Origin of the sequence: Curtobacterium sp. 458 (assembly GCF_030406605.1) — a bacterium.
Classification (GTDB): Bacteria; Actinomycetota; Actinomycetes; order Actinomycetales; family Microbacteriaceae; genus Curtobacterium.
The window spans coordinates 1,413,733-1,432,298 of the sequence record NZ_CP129104.1 but is presented as its reverse complement, the minus strand read 5'-3'; the positions used below and the strand labels follow the sequence as shown (position 1 = coordinate 1,432,298).

18 protein-coding genes and 1 tRNA gene are annotated in these 18,566 nt (G+C 70.9%); 8 read left to right on the top strand and 11 right to left on the bottom strand.

All coding sequences use genetic code 11. The annotated features are described in order from the left end of the window. Positions 1–22: 22 nt before the first annotated feature. The 3 genes from QPJ90_RS07135 to QPJ90_RS07125 all read left to right on the top strand — a co-directional run bounded on the left by QPJ90_RS07135 (position 23) and on the right by QPJ90_RS07125 (position 4,311). A complete protein-coding gene (locus tag QPJ90_RS07135) occupies positions 23–1,717 on the top strand; it encodes a DNA repair helicase XPB (RefSeq protein WP_290133736.1) in 1,695 nt (564 codons plus the stop codon). A gap of 134 nt (positions 1,718–1,851) precedes the next feature. Beyond that, a complete protein-coding gene (locus tag QPJ90_RS07130) occupies positions 1,852–2,547 on the top strand; it encodes a response regulator transcription factor (protein ID WP_022903465.1) in 696 nt (231 codons plus the stop codon). Positions 2,548–2,610: 63 nt separating this feature from the next. Next, positions 2,611–4,311, top strand: a complete 1,701-nt coding sequence (locus tag QPJ90_RS07125; RefSeq protein WP_290133735.1) for a HAMP domain-containing sensor histidine kinase — start codon at positions 2,611–2,613, stop codon at positions 4,309–4,311. Positions 4,312–4,495: 184 nt separating this feature from the next. Here the strand turns inward: QPJ90_RS07125 and QPJ90_RS07120 are convergent, their stop codons facing one another. From QPJ90_RS07120 to QPJ90_RS07090, 7 genes are all read right to left on the bottom strand, one after another. Next, complete coding sequence (locus QPJ90_RS07120; protein ID WP_290133734.1) at positions 4,496–5,197, bottom strand: hypothetical protein; 702 nt, start codon at positions 5,195–5,197, stop codon at positions 4,496–4,498. A gap of 501 nt (positions 5,198–5,698) precedes the next feature. After that, entirely contained in the window at positions 5,699–7,318 is a 1,620-nt protein-coding gene (groL, locus tag QPJ90_RS07115) for a chaperonin GroEL (RefSeq protein ID WP_290133733.1), read from the bottom strand. A 290-nt stretch (positions 7,319–7,608) separates the two neighbouring features. Continuing rightward, entirely contained in the window at positions 7,609–7,812 is a 204-nt protein-coding gene (locus QPJ90_RS07110) for a cold-shock protein (protein ID WP_058726184.1), read from the bottom strand. Positions 7,813–8,002: 190 nt separating this feature from the next. After that, the gene (locus QPJ90_RS07105) at positions 8,003–8,605 is read right to left on the bottom strand and encodes a LytR C-terminal domain-containing protein (RefSeq protein WP_290133732.1); all 603 of its coding nucleotides are present in this window, start codon (positions 8,603–8,605) and stop codon (positions 8,003–8,005) included. Next, positions 8,602–8,901: a DUF3263 domain-containing protein gene (locus QPJ90_RS07100; protein ID WP_290133731.1), complete on the bottom strand. Its 300-nt coding sequence runs from the start codon at positions 8,899–8,901 to the stop codon at positions 8,602–8,604. The genes QPJ90_RS07105 and QPJ90_RS07100 overlap by 4 nt, the downstream gene beginning before the upstream one ends. Before the next feature lie 110 nt (positions 8,902–9,011). After that, the gene (locus QPJ90_RS07095) at positions 9,012–10,013 is read right to left on the bottom strand and encodes a DUF2332 family protein (RefSeq protein ID WP_290133730.1); all 1,002 of its coding nucleotides are present in this window, start codon (positions 10,011–10,013) and stop codon (positions 9,012–9,014) included. Then, the gene (locus QPJ90_RS07090) at positions 10,010–10,477 is read right to left on the bottom strand and encodes a GNAT family N-acetyltransferase (protein WP_290133729.1); all 468 of its coding nucleotides are present in this window, start codon (positions 10,475–10,477) and stop codon (positions 10,010–10,012) included. The genes QPJ90_RS07095 and QPJ90_RS07090 overlap by 4 nt, the downstream gene beginning before the upstream one ends. Positions 10,478–10,533: 56 nt before the next feature. Between QPJ90_RS07090 and msrB the strand changes: the two genes are divergently transcribed. Next, positions 10,534–10,935 carry a peptide-methionine (R)-S-oxide reductase MsrB gene (msrB, locus tag QPJ90_RS07085; RefSeq protein ID WP_290133728.1) on the top strand — a complete coding sequence of 134 codons (402 nt, stop codon included), beginning with the start codon at positions 10,534–10,536 and terminating at the stop codon, positions 10,933–10,935. 33 nt (positions 10,936–10,968) lie between these two features. Continuing rightward, positions 10,969–11,041, top strand: a tRNA-Thr gene (locus QPJ90_RS07080). A 202-nt stretch (positions 11,042–11,243) separates the two neighbouring features. On the opposite strand, the gene QPJ90_RS07075 is transcribed toward QPJ90_RS07080, so the two are convergent. Further along, positions 11,244–12,275 (bottom strand): aldo/keto reductase, encoded by a 1,032-nt coding sequence (locus tag QPJ90_RS07075; protein WP_290133727.1) that lies wholly within the window; start codon positions 12,273–12,275, stop codon positions 11,244–11,246. A 109-nt stretch (positions 12,276–12,384) separates the two neighbouring features. Continuing rightward, positions 12,385–13,164: an alpha/beta hydrolase gene (locus QPJ90_RS07070; protein WP_290133726.1), complete on the bottom strand. Its 780-nt coding sequence runs from the start codon at positions 13,162–13,164 to the stop codon at positions 12,385–12,387. Between the two features lie 34 nt (positions 13,165–13,198). On the opposite strand from QPJ90_RS07070, the gene QPJ90_RS07065 reads away from it, so the two are divergent. After that, on the top strand, positions 13,199–13,963 hold the full coding sequence (locus QPJ90_RS07065; protein ID WP_290133725.1) for an NAD(P)H-hydrate epimerase: 765 nt from the start codon (positions 13,199–13,201) through the stop codon (positions 13,961–13,963). A 24-nt stretch (positions 13,964–13,987) separates the two neighbouring features. On the opposite strand, the gene QPJ90_RS07060 is transcribed toward QPJ90_RS07065, so the two are convergent. Then, positions 13,988–15,130, bottom strand: a complete 1,143-nt coding sequence (locus tag QPJ90_RS07060; RefSeq protein ID WP_290133724.1) for a glycerol dehydrogenase — start codon at positions 15,128–15,130, stop codon at positions 13,988–13,990. A gap of 133 nt (positions 15,131–15,263) precedes the next feature. On the opposite strand from QPJ90_RS07060, the gene QPJ90_RS07055 reads away from it, so the two are divergent. Continuing rightward, positions 15,264–16,157 (top strand): neutral zinc metallopeptidase, encoded by an 894-nt coding sequence (locus QPJ90_RS07055; protein WP_290133723.1) that lies wholly within the window; start codon positions 15,264–15,266, stop codon positions 16,155–16,157. Between the two features lie 11 nt (positions 16,158–16,168). Here the strand turns inward: QPJ90_RS07055 and QPJ90_RS07050 are convergent, their stop codons facing one another. Then, on the bottom strand, positions 16,169–17,131 hold the full coding sequence (locus QPJ90_RS07050) for a thioredoxin domain-containing protein (RefSeq protein WP_290133722.1): 963 nt from the start codon (positions 17,129–17,131) through the stop codon (positions 16,169–16,171). A 245-nt stretch (positions 17,132–17,376) separates the two neighbouring features. Between QPJ90_RS07050 and ugpC the strand changes: the two genes are divergently transcribed. Further along, on the top strand, positions 17,377–18,477 hold the full coding sequence (gene ugpC / locus QPJ90_RS07045) for a sn-glycerol-3-phosphate ABC transporter ATP-binding protein UgpC (RefSeq protein WP_290133721.1): 1,101 nt from the start codon (positions 17,377–17,379) through the stop codon (positions 18,475–18,477). Positions 18,478–18,566 lie beyond the last annotated feature (89 nt).

Sequence of the window (18,566 nt, the reverse complement as noted above, 5' to 3'; positions counted from 1 at the left end):
GGAGCGCCTAGGCTGATCGGTCATGAACGGACCGCTGATCGTGCAGAGCGACCGCACGGTGCTGCTCGAGGTGGCACACCCCGACGCCGAGGACGCGCGCCACGAACTGGCGGTGTTCGCGGAGCTCGAACGTGCCCCGGAGCACGTGCACACCTACCGCATCACGCGGCTCGGTCTGTGGAACGCCCGGGCCGCCGGGCACGATGCCGAGGCGATGATCGACACGCTCGAGCGGTTCGCGAAGTTCCCCGTCCCGCAGAGCGTCACGGTCGACGTCCGCGACACGGTGTCCCGCTACGGCCGGCTCGTCATCCGGCGCGAGGAACGGCCGGACGCACCCGCGATCGCGAACTCCCCCGGCGAAGAACTCGAGCGCCAGCCGATGCTGCTCCTCACCGCAACCGACCCGACGATCCTCGCCGAGGTCACCCGGTCGAAGCGCATCAAGCCGCTCCTGGGCGACCAGCGCTCCCCGGAGGAGATCGAGCTCCAGCCGTGGGCCCGCGGACAGGTCAAGCAGGAGCTCGTGAAGCTCGGCTGGCCGGCGGAGGACCTCGCGGGCTACACGCCGGGTCAGCCGCACGCGATCGACCTCGCGACCGCCGACTGGCACCTCCGGCCGTACCAGGAGCAGGCCGTCGACACCTTCTTCGCGCAGGGCTCGGGCGTCGTCGTGCTCCCCTGTGGTGCCGGCAAGACGCTCGTCGGTGCCGGAGCGATGGCGACCGTCAAGGCGACCACACTCATCCTCGTCACGAACACCGTCTCCGCGCGGCAGTGGCGTGACGAGCTGCTGCGGCGGACCAGCCTGACCGAGGACGAGATCGGCGAGTACTCCGGCTCCGTGAAGGAGATCCGCCCGGTCACGATCGCGACGTACCAGATCCTCACCGCGCGGCGGAAGGGCGAGTACACGCACCTGTCGCTCCTCGACGCGCTCGACTGGGGGCTCATCGTCTACGACGAGGTCCACCTCCTGCCGGCGCCGGTGTTCAAGCTCACGGCCGACCTGCAGGCGCGTCGCCGCCTCGGCCTGACCGCGACGCTCGTGCGCGAGGACGGGCGCGAGGGCGACGTGTTCTCGCTCATCGGGCCGAAGCGCTACGACGCCCCGTGGAAGGAGATCGAGGCGCAGGGCTACATCTCGCCGGCGTCCTGCTACGAGGTCCGCATCGACCTGCCCCACGGCGATCGGCTCGAGTACGCGGCGTCCGGCGACGACGAGCGCTACCGCCTCGCCGCGACGACGCCCGCGAAGACCCCGGTCGTGCGAGAGCTCATCGAGAAGCACCGGGGCGAGCAGATCCTCGTCATCGGGCAGTACATCGACCAGCTCGACGACCTCGCTGCGTCGCTGGACGCCGCCGAGATCACGGGAGCGACGCCCGTCGACGAGCGTGAGCGACTCTTCCAGGCCTTCCGCACGGGCGCGATCGACGTGCTCGTGGTGTCCAAGGTCGCGAACTTCTCGGTCGACCTGCCCGACGCGACCGTGGCGATCCAGGTCTCGGGCTCGTTCGGCTCCCGGCAGGAAGAAGCGCAGCGCCTCGGACGGCTCCTCCGCCCGAACAAGGACGGCCTGCCGGCCTCGTTCTACACCCTCGTCACGCGGGACACCGTCGACCAGGACTTCGCGCAGAACCGGCAGCGGTTCCTCGCCGAGCAGGGCTACTCGTACACCATCCTCGACGCCGACCAGGTGGCGGCCGCCGCGTAGCGGCCTCCTTGCGGGGGTTCCCGAAGGGCGGCCTGGAGGCGCGGTGCCAGCCCGCACCGCGCCTCCAGGCCGTCCCGTGCTCACGCACGCACCGCTCACAGGAAAGCCACAAGGAACAGTCAGAAGATGGGCGCATGAGCGATGGCCCCAAGATCCTGATCGTCGACGACGAACCGAACATCCGCGACCTGCTGACGACCTCCCTGCGCTTCGCCGGTTTCGCCGTGCGTGCCGTGGGCAACGGCGCGCAGGCCATCTCCGCCGTGCTCGAGGAAGAGCCGGACCTCATCATCCTCGACGTCATGCTCCCCGACATGAACGGCTTCGGCGTCACCAAGCGCCTCCGGTCCTCGGGCTACACGTCGCCCATCCTGTTCCTCACCGCCAAGGACGACACCGAGGACAAGATCACCGGCCTCACCGTCGGCGGCGACGACTACGTCACCAAGCCGTTCTCGCTCGACGAGATCGTCGCCCGCATCAAGGCCATCCTTCGTCGCACCATGAACGACGAAGAGGACGCCATCATCCGTGCCGGCGAACTGACGATGGACCAGGACACCCACGAGGTCACCATCGGCGACGCGCAGATCGAGCTCTCCCCGACCGAGTTCAAGCTGCTCCGCTACCTCATGCTCAACCCGAACCGGGTGCTCTCCAAGGCGCAGATCCTCGACCACGTGTGGGAGTACGACTTCAACGGCGACGCGGGCATCGTGGAGTCGTACATCTCGTACCTCCGCCGCAAGCTCGACCAGTACTCGGCCGAGCCGGTCATCCAGACCAAGCGCGGCTTCGGCTACATGCTCAAGGCGGCGAAGGCCTCCTAGACGCAGGTCTTCACGGCGGCCGTCCGGTTTCACCGGGCGGTCGCTGTCTATCGTTGGGGCAGCATGCACACGCGAATGAGCCGCTGGTGGGACGGGATCTCCCTGCGCACCAAGATCACCGGGATCACGGTGCTCCTGGTCGCGCTCGGCCTGCTCGTCGCCGGGCTCGGCACGATGACCGTGCTGTCGACCTACCTGCTCACCCAGCTCGACGACACCGTGAAGCAGACGACGGAGCAGCTCGAGGGCCAGAACATCAGCGACGGCAAGCAGTACTGCGAACTGTCGGTCGTGCTGTCGCAGCGTGCCTACGTCGCCGCCTACAACGCCGACGGCGACCAGATCTGCCAGACGAAGACCAGCAGCCGGCCCGACATCCGGATGCTCGACTTCGCGCAGGCCTCGCAGAGCACGCAGCGGTTCTCGCTCTACGACAGCGCACACGACCACGAGTGGCGCGCGCAGGTCATCCCCGCCGCGCTGCAGAACCGGTCTGACGGCACCACCGAGACCGGGTACGTGCTCGTCGCGGTCTCGAGCGCCGACAACGACCAGACGATCCTCCGCTTCACCGTCATCTTCCTGTTCTTCGGCATCTCGGTGATGCTGCTCGGCGCCATGCTGACCAGGCTCCTCGTGACGGCGACCTTCGACCCCTTGCGCGACGTCGAGGACACCGCTGCGCGCTTCGCCGCCGGGGACTTCAACCAGCGACTCGAGGCGGACACCCCGAACACCGAGGTCGGGCGCCTCAACCGCTCCCTCAACGCCATGCTCGAGCGCATCGACACCGCGTTCGAGGACCGGGAGCGCACGATCGACCAGATGCGCCGGTTCGTCGGTGACGCCTCCCACGAACTCCGGACGCCGCTCGTCTCACTCCGCGGGTACGCCGAGCTGTACCGCATGGGTGCCCTCCGCAAGGAAGAGGACGTCGCCCAGGCCATGGAGCGCATCGAGAAGGAAGCCCAGCGCATGGGGCTCCTCGTGCAGGACCTGCTCCAGCTCGCCCGCATCGACGAGTCGAAGCCGCTCGAGCTCGGCCCGGTCGACCTCGTGTCGATCGCCCGCGACTCCGCGCTCGACACCATGGCGTCCAACCCCGACCGCGAGATCCAGGTGCTCGTCGAGGACAGCGTCACCGGCGAGAGCGTCCCGCAGGCCGTCCGCCCGGCGATGTCCGAGACCGGCGAGGTCCCCGCGTCGCCGACGTCCGCCTCCGCCAACACGACGGGACCGATCGCGTTCTCGCGCCAGACGATCGCCCGGCTCCGTGCCCGTCGCAACCGTGCGATGAGCCTCGACGCCGCGCCGACCGACGAGACCACCCCGCTGCCCACGGTCGTGCTGCCGAAGCGCCCGCCGATCGTCCTCGCCGAGGAGAACAAGATCCGGCAGGTCGTGACGAACCTGATGGGCAACGCGATGCGCTTCACGCCGTCCGACGACCCCATCGAGATCGGCATCGGCGTCGACGAGGAGCGCGGGCTCGCGAACATCGACGTCATCGACCACGGTGAGGGCATCCCGCCGCAGCTCCGCGACAAGATCTTCCAGCGGTTCTGGCGTGCGGACACCTCGCGGGCACGCGACACCGGCGGCTCCGGGCTGGGGCTCGCGATCGTGTCGGGCATCGTGCAGGCACACCACGGGTCGGTCGAGGTGTTCGACACCGAGGGCGGCGGAGCGACCTTCCGCGTGTGGCTCCCCCTGCTCCCCCGCGACTGGGTGCCCCCGGCCCCCGAGGCCGCCCCCGCCCCCTGACCCGCGCGCTCCCGCCCGACGCGCGGTCGCCCCGCCGTGCCGAGGTCACAACACCCCGCAGGCTCACGTCGAGTGGTCACGACGTGTCGTTCTGCCCCGGCCGGAGCGACAAGTCGTGACCGTCCCCCTGCTGGCGTCCGGGGTGTCGTGACCGGCACGGACGAGCGCTCCCCACCCCACACCCTCAAAAGACCACGCCCCTCGCGAGGAACGCCTGCCGCAGTCGTTCGAACAACACTGCAGGCCGAGCGGCGTCCGCGGCCGTCGCGTGGATGACCTTCCAGTCGTTCACGACGAACCCGTTGTCCCGCCGCTGGTCGTGCCGGAAGACGTCACGCTCGCGATGGTGCTCGCCGTCGTACTCGAGCGCAATCCGGAGTCGCGGCCAGGCGAGGTCGACCCTCCCGAGGAACACGCCCTCCCCGTCCCACACCTCGACGTTGAGTTCCGGCTCGGGGAAGCCAGCTTCGACGACAGCGAGGCGCATCCAGGTCTCCATCGGAGACTCAGATCCGATACGGACCCGATCGACAGCGCTCCGGGCGGCGACGGCGTGGGGGCTGCCCGGTCGGATTGCCCGCCGGAGGTCGTCGATCGTGGCCAGTCCCGCTCGCCCGACCAGGTGGTCACCGACCGCGATCAGCGCAGTGCGGTCCAGCAGCCCGGCGCACTCGAACCACGCAGCGGCCGGAGAGCTCAACCGGCGACCGTTCAGGACACGGACGTCCGCCGACACGGCGCGATGCGAGATGACTCCCGGACGCCGCATCCGGAGGGTACCGACGGTCGTCACGTGGACTCGGTGGTCGTCCTGCTCCGCACGGGGCAGCGGCGCACCCCACAGCCGTGCCGCCGTCAGGTGGCTGAAGTGCTGATCGTCACGCATGACGACCGCGATGGCGGACGCGAGATCGTCGAAGCCTGCTGGTGCGCGAACACCGCGCGTCGGCGTCGCGAGGTCCGATCGTCGGAGTCGTTCCCGGTTCACTCCCGCCGCGAGGGCGTCATCGGTACGGAACACAGTCGCCTCGAAGTCGGGCGGGAGTCGCCGAGCACTACGCATCCACCGATGCTGACGGCGCGGCCTCGCTCAGCAGGCGCCAGCCGCTCCGCCTGTGGAGGCAGTCAGATGATCGCAGCCTGTGCAGGAGCCGCGGCCGCGCTCTGACTGCCAGCGGCGGTGATCAAGGGGCACGACTCCCCGTGTCCCCAGCCACTGGCGGTCACGAGAGGTCGCTGCAACCCGACGACACTGACACTTCGTGACCGCTCGCGACAGGACGACGGGGTGTCGTGACCGCACGCGGAAGCCGGCCCGCGCGCGAAGCGCCCCGCACGCGGATGGGCCCCGCACGCGCAGCGTGCGGGGCCCTTCCGGCTACCGGGACTAGAAGTCCATGCCACCCGTGGGGTCGCCGGCCGGCATGGCCGGGGCCTTCTCGGGCTTGTCGGCGACGACGGCCTCGGTCGTGAGGAACAGACCGGCGATCGACGCAGCGTTCTGCAGCGCCGAGCGCGTGACCTTGGCCGGGTCGATGATGCCCGCGGCCACGAGGTCGACGTACTCGCCGGTCGCGGCGTTGAGGCCGTGACCCGACTCGAGCTCGCGGACCTTCGCGGCGACGACGCCCGGCTCGAGACCGGCGTTCAGCGCGATCTGCTTGAGCGGCGCGTCGATGGCGACGCGGACGATGTTCGCACCGGTTGCCTCGTCACCCTCGAGGGAGAGCGACTCGAGCGCGACGGACGCCTGGATGAGCGCGACGCCACCACCGGCGACGATGCCCTCCTCGACGGCAGCCTTCGCGTTGCGGACGGCGTCCTCGATGCGGTGCTTGCGCTCCTTGAGCTCGACCTCGGTCGCGGCACCGGCCTTGATGACGGCCACGCCACCGGCGAGCTTCGCGAGGCGCTCCTGGAGCTTCTCGCGGTCGTAGTCGGAGTCGGTCGCCTCGATCTCGGAGCGGATCTGACGGACGCGGCCCGCGATCTGCTCGTCGTCGCCGGCGCCCTCGATGATCGTGGTCTCGTCCTTGGTGATGATCACCTTGCGGGCCTTGCCCAGCAGGTCGAGCGTCGCGTTCTCGAGCTTGAGGCCGACCTCTTCCGAGATGACCTGGCCGCCGGTGAGGATCGCGATGTCCTGCAGCATGGCCTTGCGGCGGTCGCCGAAGCCCGGGGCCTTGACGGCGACGGACTTGAAGATGCCACGGATCTTGTTCACGACGAGGGTCGCGAGGGCTTCCCCGTCGACGTCCTCGGCGATGATGAGGAGCTGCTTGCCCGCCTGGATCACCTTGTCGACGACCGGGAGCAGGTCCTTGATGTTGGAGATCTTCGAATTGACGATGAGGATGTACGGGTCCTCGAAGACGGCTTCCTGGCGCTCCGGGTCCGTGACGAAGTACTGCGACAGGTAGCCCTTGTCGAAGCGCATGCCCTCGGTGAGCTCGAGCTCGGTGCCGAAGGTGTTCGACTCCTCGACGGTGACGACGCCTTCCTTGCCGACCTTGTCGATCGCCTCGGCGATGAGCTCACCGATGGTGGTGTCGGCGGCCGAGATCGACGCGGTCGCGGCGATCTGGTCCTTGGTCTCGATGTCCTTCGCGTTGGCGAGGAGCTGGTCGGAGACGGCGGCGACGGCCTTCTCGATGCCGCGCTTGAGCGACACGGGGTCGGCACCGGCGGCGACGTTGCGGAGGCCCTCGCGGACGAGCGCCTGGGCGAGCACGGTCGCGGTGGTCGTACCGTCACCGGCGACGTCGTCGGTCTTCTTCGCGACCTCCTTGACGAGCTCGGCGCCGATCTTCTCGTACGGGTCGTCGAGCTCGATCTCCTTGGCGATGGAGACACCGTCGTTCGTGATCGTGGGGGCGCCCCACTTCTTCTCGAGGACGACGTTGCGGCCGCGCGGGCCGAGCGTCACCTTCACGGCGTCGGCCAGGGTGTTCAGGCCGCGCTCGAGGCCACGACGGGCCTCCTCGTCGAAAGCAATGATCTTAGCCATGTGAGTTTCTCGTCCCTCCCGGACGTCGTCATGGGGGTCGTGCTGGCACTCAACGTGAGCGAGTGCCAACGCCGATTCTGGCACTCGCAGGGTGCGAGTGCAACACAGCAGGGAGGCACGGGTCGACTTCCCAGGTCGGGTCCGCTGCGAGCGCACCGGCACGAGCACCACCGACGCACTGCGGGCGCGCACCGGCACGAGCACCACCGACCCACCGCGGGCGCGCCCCCGCGGACACGACGAACGCGCCGCCCCCGAGGGGACGGCGCGTTCCGGTGTGGTTCGGTGACTCAGGCGGGGCGGACCGCCTCGGCCTGCGGACCCTTCGCGCCGGTGCCGACGTCGAACGTGACCGCCTGCCCCTCCTCGAGGACCTTGTAGCCCGACATGTCGATGGCCGAGTAGTGCACGAACACGTCCTGGCCACCCCCATCGACGGTGATGAAGCCGAAGCCCTTCTCGGCGTTGAACCACTTGACCGTTCCGTTGGCCATGATTGTTGCTCCCTGCGGTGGTGCTGCTGCGATCGACGGCGCCGTCGGTGCGACACCTGGCAGTGACTCTTGCGCACGGAGGTCGATCCGACAAGAGGTGTGACGTCGTTTCACGTCCATTCCGTGCAATCGCAACGCGCCGGAAACACGTTCGTCACGAAAACGCACGGAATGCGCTCGGGAATGCCCCTCAACCGGTGTAGTCGGACCCCAGGACGACGCTGACGTCGGCGTTCGGGAAGGCCGTCGACTGCTGCACGGCGGTGGTGCCGAGCGACTTCGCGATGCCCTGCGCGACCGCAGCCGACTCGGCCGAGCGGTAGTACACGATCGTCTGCGTGGTCCCGGTCGTGCCGGCGTCGCCCGTCGAGGTGATCTTCCACCCCGCCCCGGTCAGCGCCGTGCTGGCACGGCCGGCGAGCCCGGTCGTCGTGGTGCCGTTCAGCACGACGACGCTCGTGGTGCCCTGCTGCGCCGGGGTCGCGGCGGACGCACCCGCTCCGGAGCCCGACGACGCGGACGGCGTCGAGGACGGAGACGGCTTCGCGGTCGCGGACGCCGAGGCCGAGGGGGTCGGGGACGAGGCGCCCCCGCCGGAGTCGTTGCCGTCCGAGAGGCCGGTGGTCGCCAGCCCGAGCCCGAGGACGCCGAGGCCGACGAGGACTCCGGTGGCGAGGGCTGCCCATGCGAACACGATCCAGCCGCGGCCCCGACGCTGGGGGCCGCGGTGCGCACCGACGCGCGGGCCGTCGGTGGCGTCGTCGAACCGGTCTCGGGGGAATCTCTCGGTCATCGGTCCTCTTCACGGGGTTCTGGTGCGGCTCCGGGGAGCGCGAAGCTGCGCCCCGCCCGCGCCGTGACGCGGGCGTGCCGGAGTCGTTGCAGTCGGGTGACGAGCTGCGGGTCGTACGCGAGCGCCGCCGGGGAGTCGATCACGCGGTCGAGCACCTGGTAGTACCGGGCCGGCGACATGTCGAACTCGACGCGGATCTCCGCCTCCTTCGTGCGGTCGTGCCGCGCCCGGTCGTGCTCGAAGGCGAGCACGTGCAGGTCGAGCTCGCTGAGCGCGTCTGCGGGGGTGGTGGTCACGACGGTCCGATCACGAGGTGGTGGCGCGAGGCGGGTGGTACGGGTCTCGCACATCGTAGGGGTGCCGCGTCGCCGGACCCTGGCACGCCGCTGGACTGTCGCGAAGCCGGTCACAGGTCCCGGATCCACCGCACCCGGGTCCCGAACGGGTCGCACACCGCGACCGCGACCCCGTCGAGCGAGACGGTCGCGAACGCGTCCGGGTCGTCCCGGTCGACGTCGGCGGGCAGGGTCGCCGCGACACCGTCGAGGATGCCGGTCCGCTCGAGGGCGACCCAGTGCACGCCGCGCTCCGCGAGACGGTCGACGACCCTCTGCCGGTCCGCACCCGGCACGTACACGAGCGTCCCCGTCGTCAGGACCACCGGCTCGCAGCCGTCCGGCAGGTGGTCGAGTGCGCGATCGAGGTCACCTGGAAGGGTCCCCCGCAGTCGGACGGGAGGCACGGCGAGCGCCGCGGACGCCGCCGCACGCATCAGGGCGGTCCGGTCCGTCGCCTCCGGCGGGACCGCTTCGACGAGACGGTCGAACGCCCCTGTCTCGGCCAGGTCGATCGGGTTCGGGTCGAGGGTCACGCGGGCGGCGACGGCGATCGGGCGCGCTGCCGGAGCGGGTACGGCACCGCGGGCCTCGGCGACGAGGTGGAGCACGGGACCGTCGGGGGTCGCGGTGTGCATCCGGACGCGCTCCGACCCGTGCTCGACCAGGGTGAGGTCGAGTGTGACGCGGTCCGGGATCGAGCAGAGCCCCGCCGCGGCTCCCGCGTCGACGAGGCCGAGCGGCTGCGACGACCTCGCGGCGAGCGCCGCGAACAGCGGGACGACCGGCGCGGCCCGGCGCGGGTCGTTTGCCTGCACCGTGGCGGACGGGAGGCGCGCTGCCAGGGCGAGCCGTGCCTCCCGGTCGAGTGCGCGGAGCGCGTCGGGGTCCCGCGGGTCCGCGCCCAGCCGCCGGGCGACCGCGAAGACCAGCTCGGGCTGTCGGCGCTGCTCCGGGACCGAGTCGAGGAGCGCGACGAGCTCGTCGTCGAGCGACCGTGCCCACGCGGCGTAGGACGGGGAGACCCCTTCGATGCGGTCGGCGTAGGCGCGGTAGCGGTCCCGCGTCGTCACGGGCGGTGCATCCCGACGTGGGCGATGCCGGCCTCCACGTACGGCTCCCCGAAGCGGACGAAGCCGTGCCGTTCGTAGAGCCCGGCGACGTACTCCTGCGCGTGCAGGACGAACGGCTCGTGCCCGTGCTCCGCGAGGACCGCCGCGACCAGCCGCCCCGCGATGCCCCGCCCGCGGTGTCGGGGGTCGGTGGCGACCCGGCCGATCACCCACTCCGGCGGGGTGGCGCCGGCCGGGTGGGCCTCGTCCGGAGCGGGTCGGACGAGGCGCAGGTACCCGACGGCTTCGGCGTCCGTTCCGAACCACCAGTGCTCGGTGTCCACATGGCGGTCGCGGCCGTCGAAGTCCTCGGCGGTGACCCGCTGCTCGAGGGCGAAGACGCGGTTCCGGAGCACCACGATGCCGTACAGTTCGTCCGTCGTCAGACGGTCCCAGCGGGCGCGGTGCACGGAATGTTCGGACATCGGCGCGAGTTTACTGAAGGTGGCCGTCCAGCAGCGGCCGAGAGCAGGAGGAAGCAATGGCATACAACGTCGACAAGTCCGACGCCCAGTGGCGCGAGGAGCTCTCCCCGGACCAGTACGCCGTCCTGCGCCAGGCCGGTACCGAGCGCCCGTGGACGGGTGAGCTCCTGGACGAGGAGCGTGCCGGCGTCTACACGTGTGCGGCGTGCGGTGCGGAGCTGTTCAAGAGCGGCACGAAGTTCGACTCCGGCTGTGGCTGGCCGTCGTTCTACGAGTCGGTCCGTCCGGACGCCGTGCAGCTCATCGAGGACAACTCCCTCGGCATGCAGCGCACCGAGGTCCGTTGCGCGAACTGCGGCGGCCACCTGGGGCACGTGTTCCCGGACGGCTTCGGGACCCCGACGGGTGACCGCTACTGCATGAACTCGATCTCGCTGAACTTCTCGGCGTCCGAGTGAGCGCGGACGCGTCCCGGTAGAGTGGGCGCGTCAGCCGGCATGGCGCAATTGGTAGCGCACCGTACTTGTAATACGGGGGTTGCGGGTTCGAGTCCCGCTGCCGGCCCGGATCCCCAGGGGAAGACGGAGGCCCGGGCGACTTGATCGCCCGGGCCTCCGGCGTACGTGGAACACGGATCAGGGGGTGTTCCTCATCGCTCGACGCGGTAACCAGCCGGTCGTGAGAAGAGGATGACACCGCATCGAAACCGAAGTCCACACGTCCGTGCCGATTGCGCGGCTTTCCGCATGGACGTCGCAGCGCGTGGTCAGCGGCCTCCCGTGATGTTGCGGTTCCGCTGCGCCACACCTGCGGTTCCGTACGGGTAGTCGTCGATGCGGGGAGCGCTCGCCTCCGTGAGCGACCGCAGCTCGGCCTCGTCGAGCACGAGGTCGGCGGCGCCGAGGTTGTCCTCGAGCTGCGACACCGTGCGGGCACCGAGGATGACGCTCGTCACTGCGGGCTGCGCGAGGAGCCAGGCGAGCGCGACCTGGGACTTAGACGCCCCGTGCGCGTCGGCGACGACGGACACCGCGTCGAGCACCGCCCAGGTCCGCTCGTCGCCGTTGCGGGCCTCCCACGCCTCCATGCCGCGCTGCGGGTTCTCGCCGAGACGGGTGGCGCCGGTGGGGGCCTCGTCGCGCTGGTACTTCCCGGAGAGCCAACCGCCGGCGAGGGGCGACCAGGGCAGCAGACCGATGCCGGCGTCGAGGCAGGCCGGGACGACCTCGTGCTCGATGTCGCGGACGAGGAGGTTGTACTGCGGCTGCAGCGTGACCGGCGGCGCCCAGCCGTGGCCCTTCGCCTCGTAGACCGCCTTGGTGATCTGGTACCCGAGGTAGTTCGAGAACCCGTAGGAGACGATCTTGCCGGCCGAGACGGCGTCGTCGAGGAAGCGCAGGGTCTCCTCGATCGGGGTGAGGGCGTCCCAGGCGTGCATCTGGTACAGGTCGATCGTCTCGACGCCGAGCCGTTCCAGCGAGGCGTCGAGCGCGCGGGAGAGATGGCGACGGGAGAGCCCGACGTCGTTCGGCCCGTCGCCCTGGGGGAAGCGGCCCTTGGTGGCGAGGACGACCTGCTGCGCCTCGGTGGGGTGGGACTTGAGCCAGCGGCCGATGATCCGCTCGGACTCGTTGCCGGAGTACACGTCGGCGGTGTCGACGAGCGTGCCGCCGGCTGCGACGAACGTGTCGAGCATCTGGTGGGAGGTGGGTTCGTCGGCTTCGCTGCCGAACGTCATGGTGCCGAGGGTCAGCGTCGACACCGATGTCCCGCTGTTGCCGAGGAGTCTGTAGTCCATGGCCGGGACGGTACGCCGGGACCCCTCCGGCAACGAGGACCTGCGAGTACCTGTCAGCGCCCGACGGACAGGTCGCCGGGACGTGCCGTGCCGTCCGCGGCCGCCGCGGTCAGCCCCGCAGGAACGCGATCGCCGCCTGACGGAACGCCCGGGAAGTGGGAGCGTTGAAGTGGTTCCGCCCCGGGATCTCGAAGAACCCGGCGTCCGGTGCCGCCGCGGCGAGCCGCACCGCGCTGTCCTTGATGCCGTCCTCGCTCCCGGCCGCCATGAGGAGCGGCTGCGCCGGCGCGTTCTCCGGCGTCGGGTCGATGCTGTCCCGCATCCCCTCGACCATCGCGACGAGCGCCCGGAGGTCGTTGCCCTCGACGTTCCCGGCCATCGTGAGGTACCCGTTCGTCACCCGGTCCTCGATGGGCGTGCCGTCCGCGAGGTACGCCTTCGCCTGGTCCACGGCGACGCGTCGCATCGGGTCGGCGTCCGGGATCCCGCCGAGGACGGCCCGCGACACCCGGTCGGGCAGCTGTTCGGCGGCGTGCCAGCCGACACGCGCGCCGAGCGAGTAGCCGAGGTACGCGACGTCGTCGAGCAGGTAGGTGTCGATCACACTGACGACGTCCGCGACGAGGAGCTCCATCGAGTACGCGGACGGGTCGTGCGGCTTCGCGGAGGCGCCGTGCCCGCGCTGGTCGAGCGCGACGACGCGGTACCCGGCGCGGAGCAGGTCGCGCGTCCACCCGGAGGCGTGCCAGTTGAGCAGTGCGCCGGAGGCGAAGCCGTGTACCGCGACGACGACGGGTGCGTCCGGGTCGCCGAAGTCGTAGGTCGCGATCGGGAGGCCGTCCGGGGACATCACGGCTCGGGGACGGGGCGCTTCGGGGACGAGTGACATGGCGACCCCAGGCTAGCGGGGCACTGTGGTCGCCATGGACGGGTACGGAGCGGATCAGATCCGGGCGGCGGAGCGGCCGCACCTCGACGCGGGTGAACCCCTCATGCAGCGTGCGGCCGAGGGGCTCGCGCGGGTCGTGTCGGACCTCCTCGACGACCCGGCCGTCCGGCCGGGCGACGGGCCGGGGTCCGTCCTGCTGCTGGTGGGCAGCGGCGACAACGGCGGTGACGCCCTGTTCGCGGGTGCGCGGCTGGCGACGGCCGGGAGGCACGTGTCGGTGCTGCGCGTCGGGTCACGTGTCCACGAGGCGGGCCTGGCAGCGGCGCTGGAGGCCGGGGCGCGCCTCCTGGACGGTCCGGCCGCACCAGCGACGGGCGGGACCGACGCGGGTGCGGCCGACATCCTGCGTGCCGCGGTACCCGACGAGGGCGACCGCCTGGCGGCCGTCGCCGCGGAGGCGGCGTCGGATGCGGACCTCGTGCTCGACGCCATCCTCGGCATCGGGGCCAGCGGTCCCTTGCGATCCCCCGCGCGCGAGGTCGTCGACGCGCTGCGGGAGCTCGCCCGCGACCAGCGGGCTCCGTTCGTCGTCGCGGTCGACGTGCCGAGCGGGATCGACGTCGACACGGGCGGGGTCGCCGACGACCGCGTGCTGCACGCCGACGTCACGGTGACGTTCGGCGGGGTGAAGGCGGGGCTCCTGGTCGGGCCGGCTGCGACGCTCGCCGGGCGCATCGAACTCGTGGACGTCGGGATCGGCGCGGACCTCGCAGCCGTGGAGCCGCTGGTCCGCACCTGATCCCCGGGGTCGGTACCGCCGGTCTCAGTGGTGCCGGTAGAGCTCCGGCTCGGGCAGGCCGTGGTCGGCGCGGATGCTGCGCGCGATGCCCTCGATCGCGACGAGCGCGTCGACGACCATCTCCGCCGTGACCGGGAACGGCATGTTGTGGATGGTCTCGCCGGCCTCGGTCGCGGCCTCGGCGACCGCGCGGAGCTCGTCGGTGTCGTCGACCGTGAGGCCGATCTCGGTGAGGGTGTTCGGCAGCCCGACCTTCGTGGTGAACACGACGAAGTCCTCGATCTCCTGCGCGGGGGCACCCTCGAGGACGAGCTGCGCCACGGTGCCGACGTTGACCTTCTGCCCGTGCGCGAGTCCGTGCGTCTGGGGGGCCGCGGTCAGGCCGTTGTGGATCGCGTGCGCCGCGGCGAGCCCGCCCGACTCGAAGCCGAGGCCGGAGAGGAGCGTGTTCGCCTCGACGACCTTCTCGAGCGCGGGTGTGACGACATGGGCACGGACCGCCTCGATGGCCTGCAGGGCGTTGTCGTGCAGCAGCCGCCAGGAGAGCTCGGCGAGGGCGACGCCGGTCTCGGTCTGGAGCCCGCCCGCCATCGTGTCCGCGTTCGCACGCTTCGCGGCGCGGGCCTCGACCCAGGTCGCGAGCGCGTCGCCGATGCCGGCGACGAGGAACTGCACCGGCGCGTGCGCGACGAGGTTCGTGTCGATGAGCACGAGGTCGGGGTTGTGCGGGAAGAAGCGGTACTCGATGAACTCGCCCTCCTCCGAGTAGATGACGGCGAGGGCCGAGGTGGGGGCGTCCGTGCTCGCCGCGGTCGGGACGCTGACCCAACGGATCTCGGTGAGGTGACCGGCGGCCTTGGCGGCGTCGATCGCACTCCCGCCGCCCACACCGACGACGACGTCGATGTCGTGCTCGCGGATGGCCTCGACGAGGGCGTCGACCGCCGACGGCGTGGCGAAGCGGCCGAACCCGACCCGCTCGACGGGGAGCCCCGCGGCGTCGAACGCGGTGCGCACGGCGTCCTCGACGATCCCCCACACGACGTCGTCGGCGACGATGAGCGGGCGCTTGCCGATCGGCTCCACGAACTCGCCGATCCGGGTGATGGCGTCCTTGCCCTGCACGTAGCGCGCGGGGCTCATGACGGTGCTGACGGGAGTGGCCATGGTGCTGCGTCCTTCCTCGGTGCGACGCCCCGCGATCTGTGCGACACGTGTCGACTGCGGGGCGCTGCCGACGCTACGCGGCCTGCCTCCGCGCGCTGTGACGTGGAGCACGCCCGGTCCGTACATTCGGGGCATGACGTTCAACGACGACTCGCAGCTCTCCGGCGGGAAGGTGAAGCGCCGCGGGCGCACGGCCGCGATCGGCGGCGGCGCCGTGGGCGGCCTCGCGCTCCTCGTCTACATCGTCTCGGCGGTCTCCGGGGTCGACCTCACGGGCGTGCTCGGCGGTGGCGGTGGCCTCACCACGATCCAGCAGGGCGGGGACACCGTCGACGCGGCACCGGAGTGTCGGACCGGACGCGACGCGAACACCTCGGTCGACTGCCGGATGGAGGGCGCTGCCGAATCGCTCGACGCCTACTGGTCCGCCGAGGCACCGCGGCTCGGCATCTCGTACACGACGCCGACCTTCTACCTGTTCCAGGACTCGACGGACACGGGCTGCGGGACGGCGTCGTCGGCGACGGGGCCGTTCTACTGTCCGCCGGACCGGGCGCTCTACGTCGACACGTCCTTCTACGACGAGCTGCAGTCCCGGTACGGCTCGTCCGGGGGTCCGCTCGCGCAGATGTACGTCGTCGCGCACGAGTGGGGCCACCACGTCCAGCAGCTGCAGGGCACGTTCGCCGACACGGACCGCTCGGGCACGGGCGCCTCGTCGGGTAGTGTCCGCGTCGAGCTGCAGGCCGACTGCTACGCCGGCGCGTGGGTCGGCGACGCCGCGACGACGAAGGACGCCGACGGGCGCACGTTCTTCGAGCCGATCACCCGCGCGCAGATCGACGACGCGCTGTCGGCCGCGAGCGCGGTCGGCGACGACAGCATCCAGCGACGCTCCACGGGTTCGGTCGACCCGGACTCGTTCACCCACGGGTCGAGCGAACAGCGGCAGCGCTGGTTCCTCCGCGGCTACCAGCAGGGCGCGACGTCCTGCGACACGTTCAGCGTGCCGGGCAACGCCCTGTAGCGGACCGCGCGTCAGCCGGCGGAGGGCGTGGCCGACGGCGTCCGGGTGGGCGTGGCCGAGGGAGTCGTCGTCGGGGTGGGCGTCGGCGTCGAGTCGGTCGAGCCGGCCGCGCTCAGCACGAACGTGCGGAAGTCGTCGTTCGTGATCGGAGCGGTGAGCTCGTACTGCTGCCCGTTGACGAGGACGAGCGGCGTCCCCGGGAACGACGTGAGGTCGCTGCCCGGGATCTTGCCGTCGGTGACGTCGTTCGTGCGCTCGGTCACCCACCGCGCGTAGGTCTGGTCCTCGATGCAGTCCGCGATCGCGCGCTGGCCGCGCATCCCGTCGACGCTCCGGACGACGCTGACGAGGTCGGCGTCGCTGAGTCCTGCGGTGCCCTCCTGCGGCTGCTCGGCGAACAGGGCCTTGTTGAAGGCGAAGAACTGGTCGGGCGAGCGGTCCGCGACGCACGCGGCGGCGTTCGCGGCTCGGAGCGAGTACTTCGTGCCCTGTGAGCGGTTCGCGAGGATCGCGACGGGGTGGATGTCGACCGTCGCCGCTCCGGACTCGACGAGGCCCTCGATGTAGTCGCCGTTGGCCTTCTCGAACTGGCCGCACGTCGGGCAGAGGTAGTCGATGTAGGTCGTGATGTGCACGGTGCCCGCGCCGTCCGAGGCCGAGGCCGACGGGGTCGAGCCGGCCGTCTGCGCCTCGAGGCCCTCGCCGATCGTGATGCCGCCCTGCGACATGTTCGACGGGCCGGGGCCGGCGGGCTGTGCGGACTGGACGAGCACGAGGGTCACGACCGTCGCCGCGGCGAGGAGCACGACGCCGATGCCGATCTGGATGCCGAGCCGGGCACCGCGCTGGCGACGCTTCTGCTGGGTCCGGTGCTTCTGCGCGCGCTGCCGGGCGGCTTCTCGACGCTCGTTCCGCTCGGCGCGACCGGCAGCTGCCCGCTCGGCACGGGCGTCACCCTCGGGGCGGTTGGTCATCGGTGTGTCGTCCTCCTGATCGGGTGTCCGCGCGCACCGTGCCCCCACTCGGCGGACGGACCCGGCGATTGTAGTGGGCCGCTCTGGGAACCACCCAACCAGCCGAGAGGCACTGGCGCTCCTCGGGGAAGTCGTGTTGTATGAGCATCGATGGTCGACGGCGACCATCCGGGGCCCCCACGGGCAACCGCTTCACTACGGATCGTCCGGCACGTACCTGCCGGTGAAGGAAGGATCGAACGCTCATGGCGTCCGTCACCTACGACAAGGCAACCCGTCTCTACCCCGGAGGCACCCGCCCCGCGGTCGACTCCCTCGACCTGGACGTCGCCGACGGCGAGTTCCTCGTCCTCGTCGGCCCCTCGGGCTGCGGCAAGTCGACCTCGCTCCGCATGCTCGCGGGTCTCGAAGAGGTCAATTCCGGTGCGATCCGCATCGGCGAGCGCGACGTCACCGACGTCCCGCCGAAGGACCGCGACATCGCGATGGTGTTCCAGAACTACGCGCTGTACCCGCACATGACCGTCGCCGAGAACATGGGCTTCGCGCTCAAGATCGCCGGCGTCGGCAAGGAAGAGCGTGCGCAGCGCGTGCAGGAGGCCGCGAAGCTCCTCGACCTCGAGCAGTACCTCGGCCGCAAGCCGAAGGCCCTCTCGGGTGGTCAGCGTCAGCGCGTCGCGATGGGCCGCGCGATCGTCCGTCAGCCGCAGGTGTTCCTCATGGACGAGCCGCTGTCGAACCTCGACGCCAAGCTCCGCGTCCAGACCCGCACCCAGATCGCCTCGCTCCAGCGCCGCCTCGGTGTCACCACGGTCTACGTCACGCACGACCAGACCGAGGCCCTCACCATGGGCGACCGCATCGCGGTGCTCAAGGACGGCATCCTCCAGCAGGTCGGCTCCCCGCGTGACCTGTACGAGAAGCCGAACAACGTGTTCGTCGCCGGCTTCATCGGCTCGCCGGCCATGAACCTCCTCCCGGCCGACGTCGTCGAGGGTGGCATCAAGTTCGGCACGCTGAACCACGCCATCGACCGCGACACCCTGTCGAACGCCCGCTCCGGCAACATCACGGTCGGCATCCGCCCCGAGGACGTCATCGTGTCGACCTCGGGCGAGGGCCTGCCGGTCACGGTGGACGTCGTCGAGGAGCTCGGCGCCGACGGCTACCTCTACGGTCACGCCGACGTGAACGGCCAGCGCACCGACATCGTCGCCCGCGTCGACGGCCGTTCGCACCCGTCGATCGGTGACACGATCGTGATCTCGCCGAAGCAGGGTCACGTGCACGCCTTCGACACCGAGTCGGGCGACCGTCTCGACGACAAGGCCGTCGTCAGCGCGTAACGCTGGAACAGCCGAACAGGAGGCGCGGTGCCAGCTGGCACCGCGCCTCCTGTCTGTCAGACTGCCGGGACGACACCGGCCACCGCACC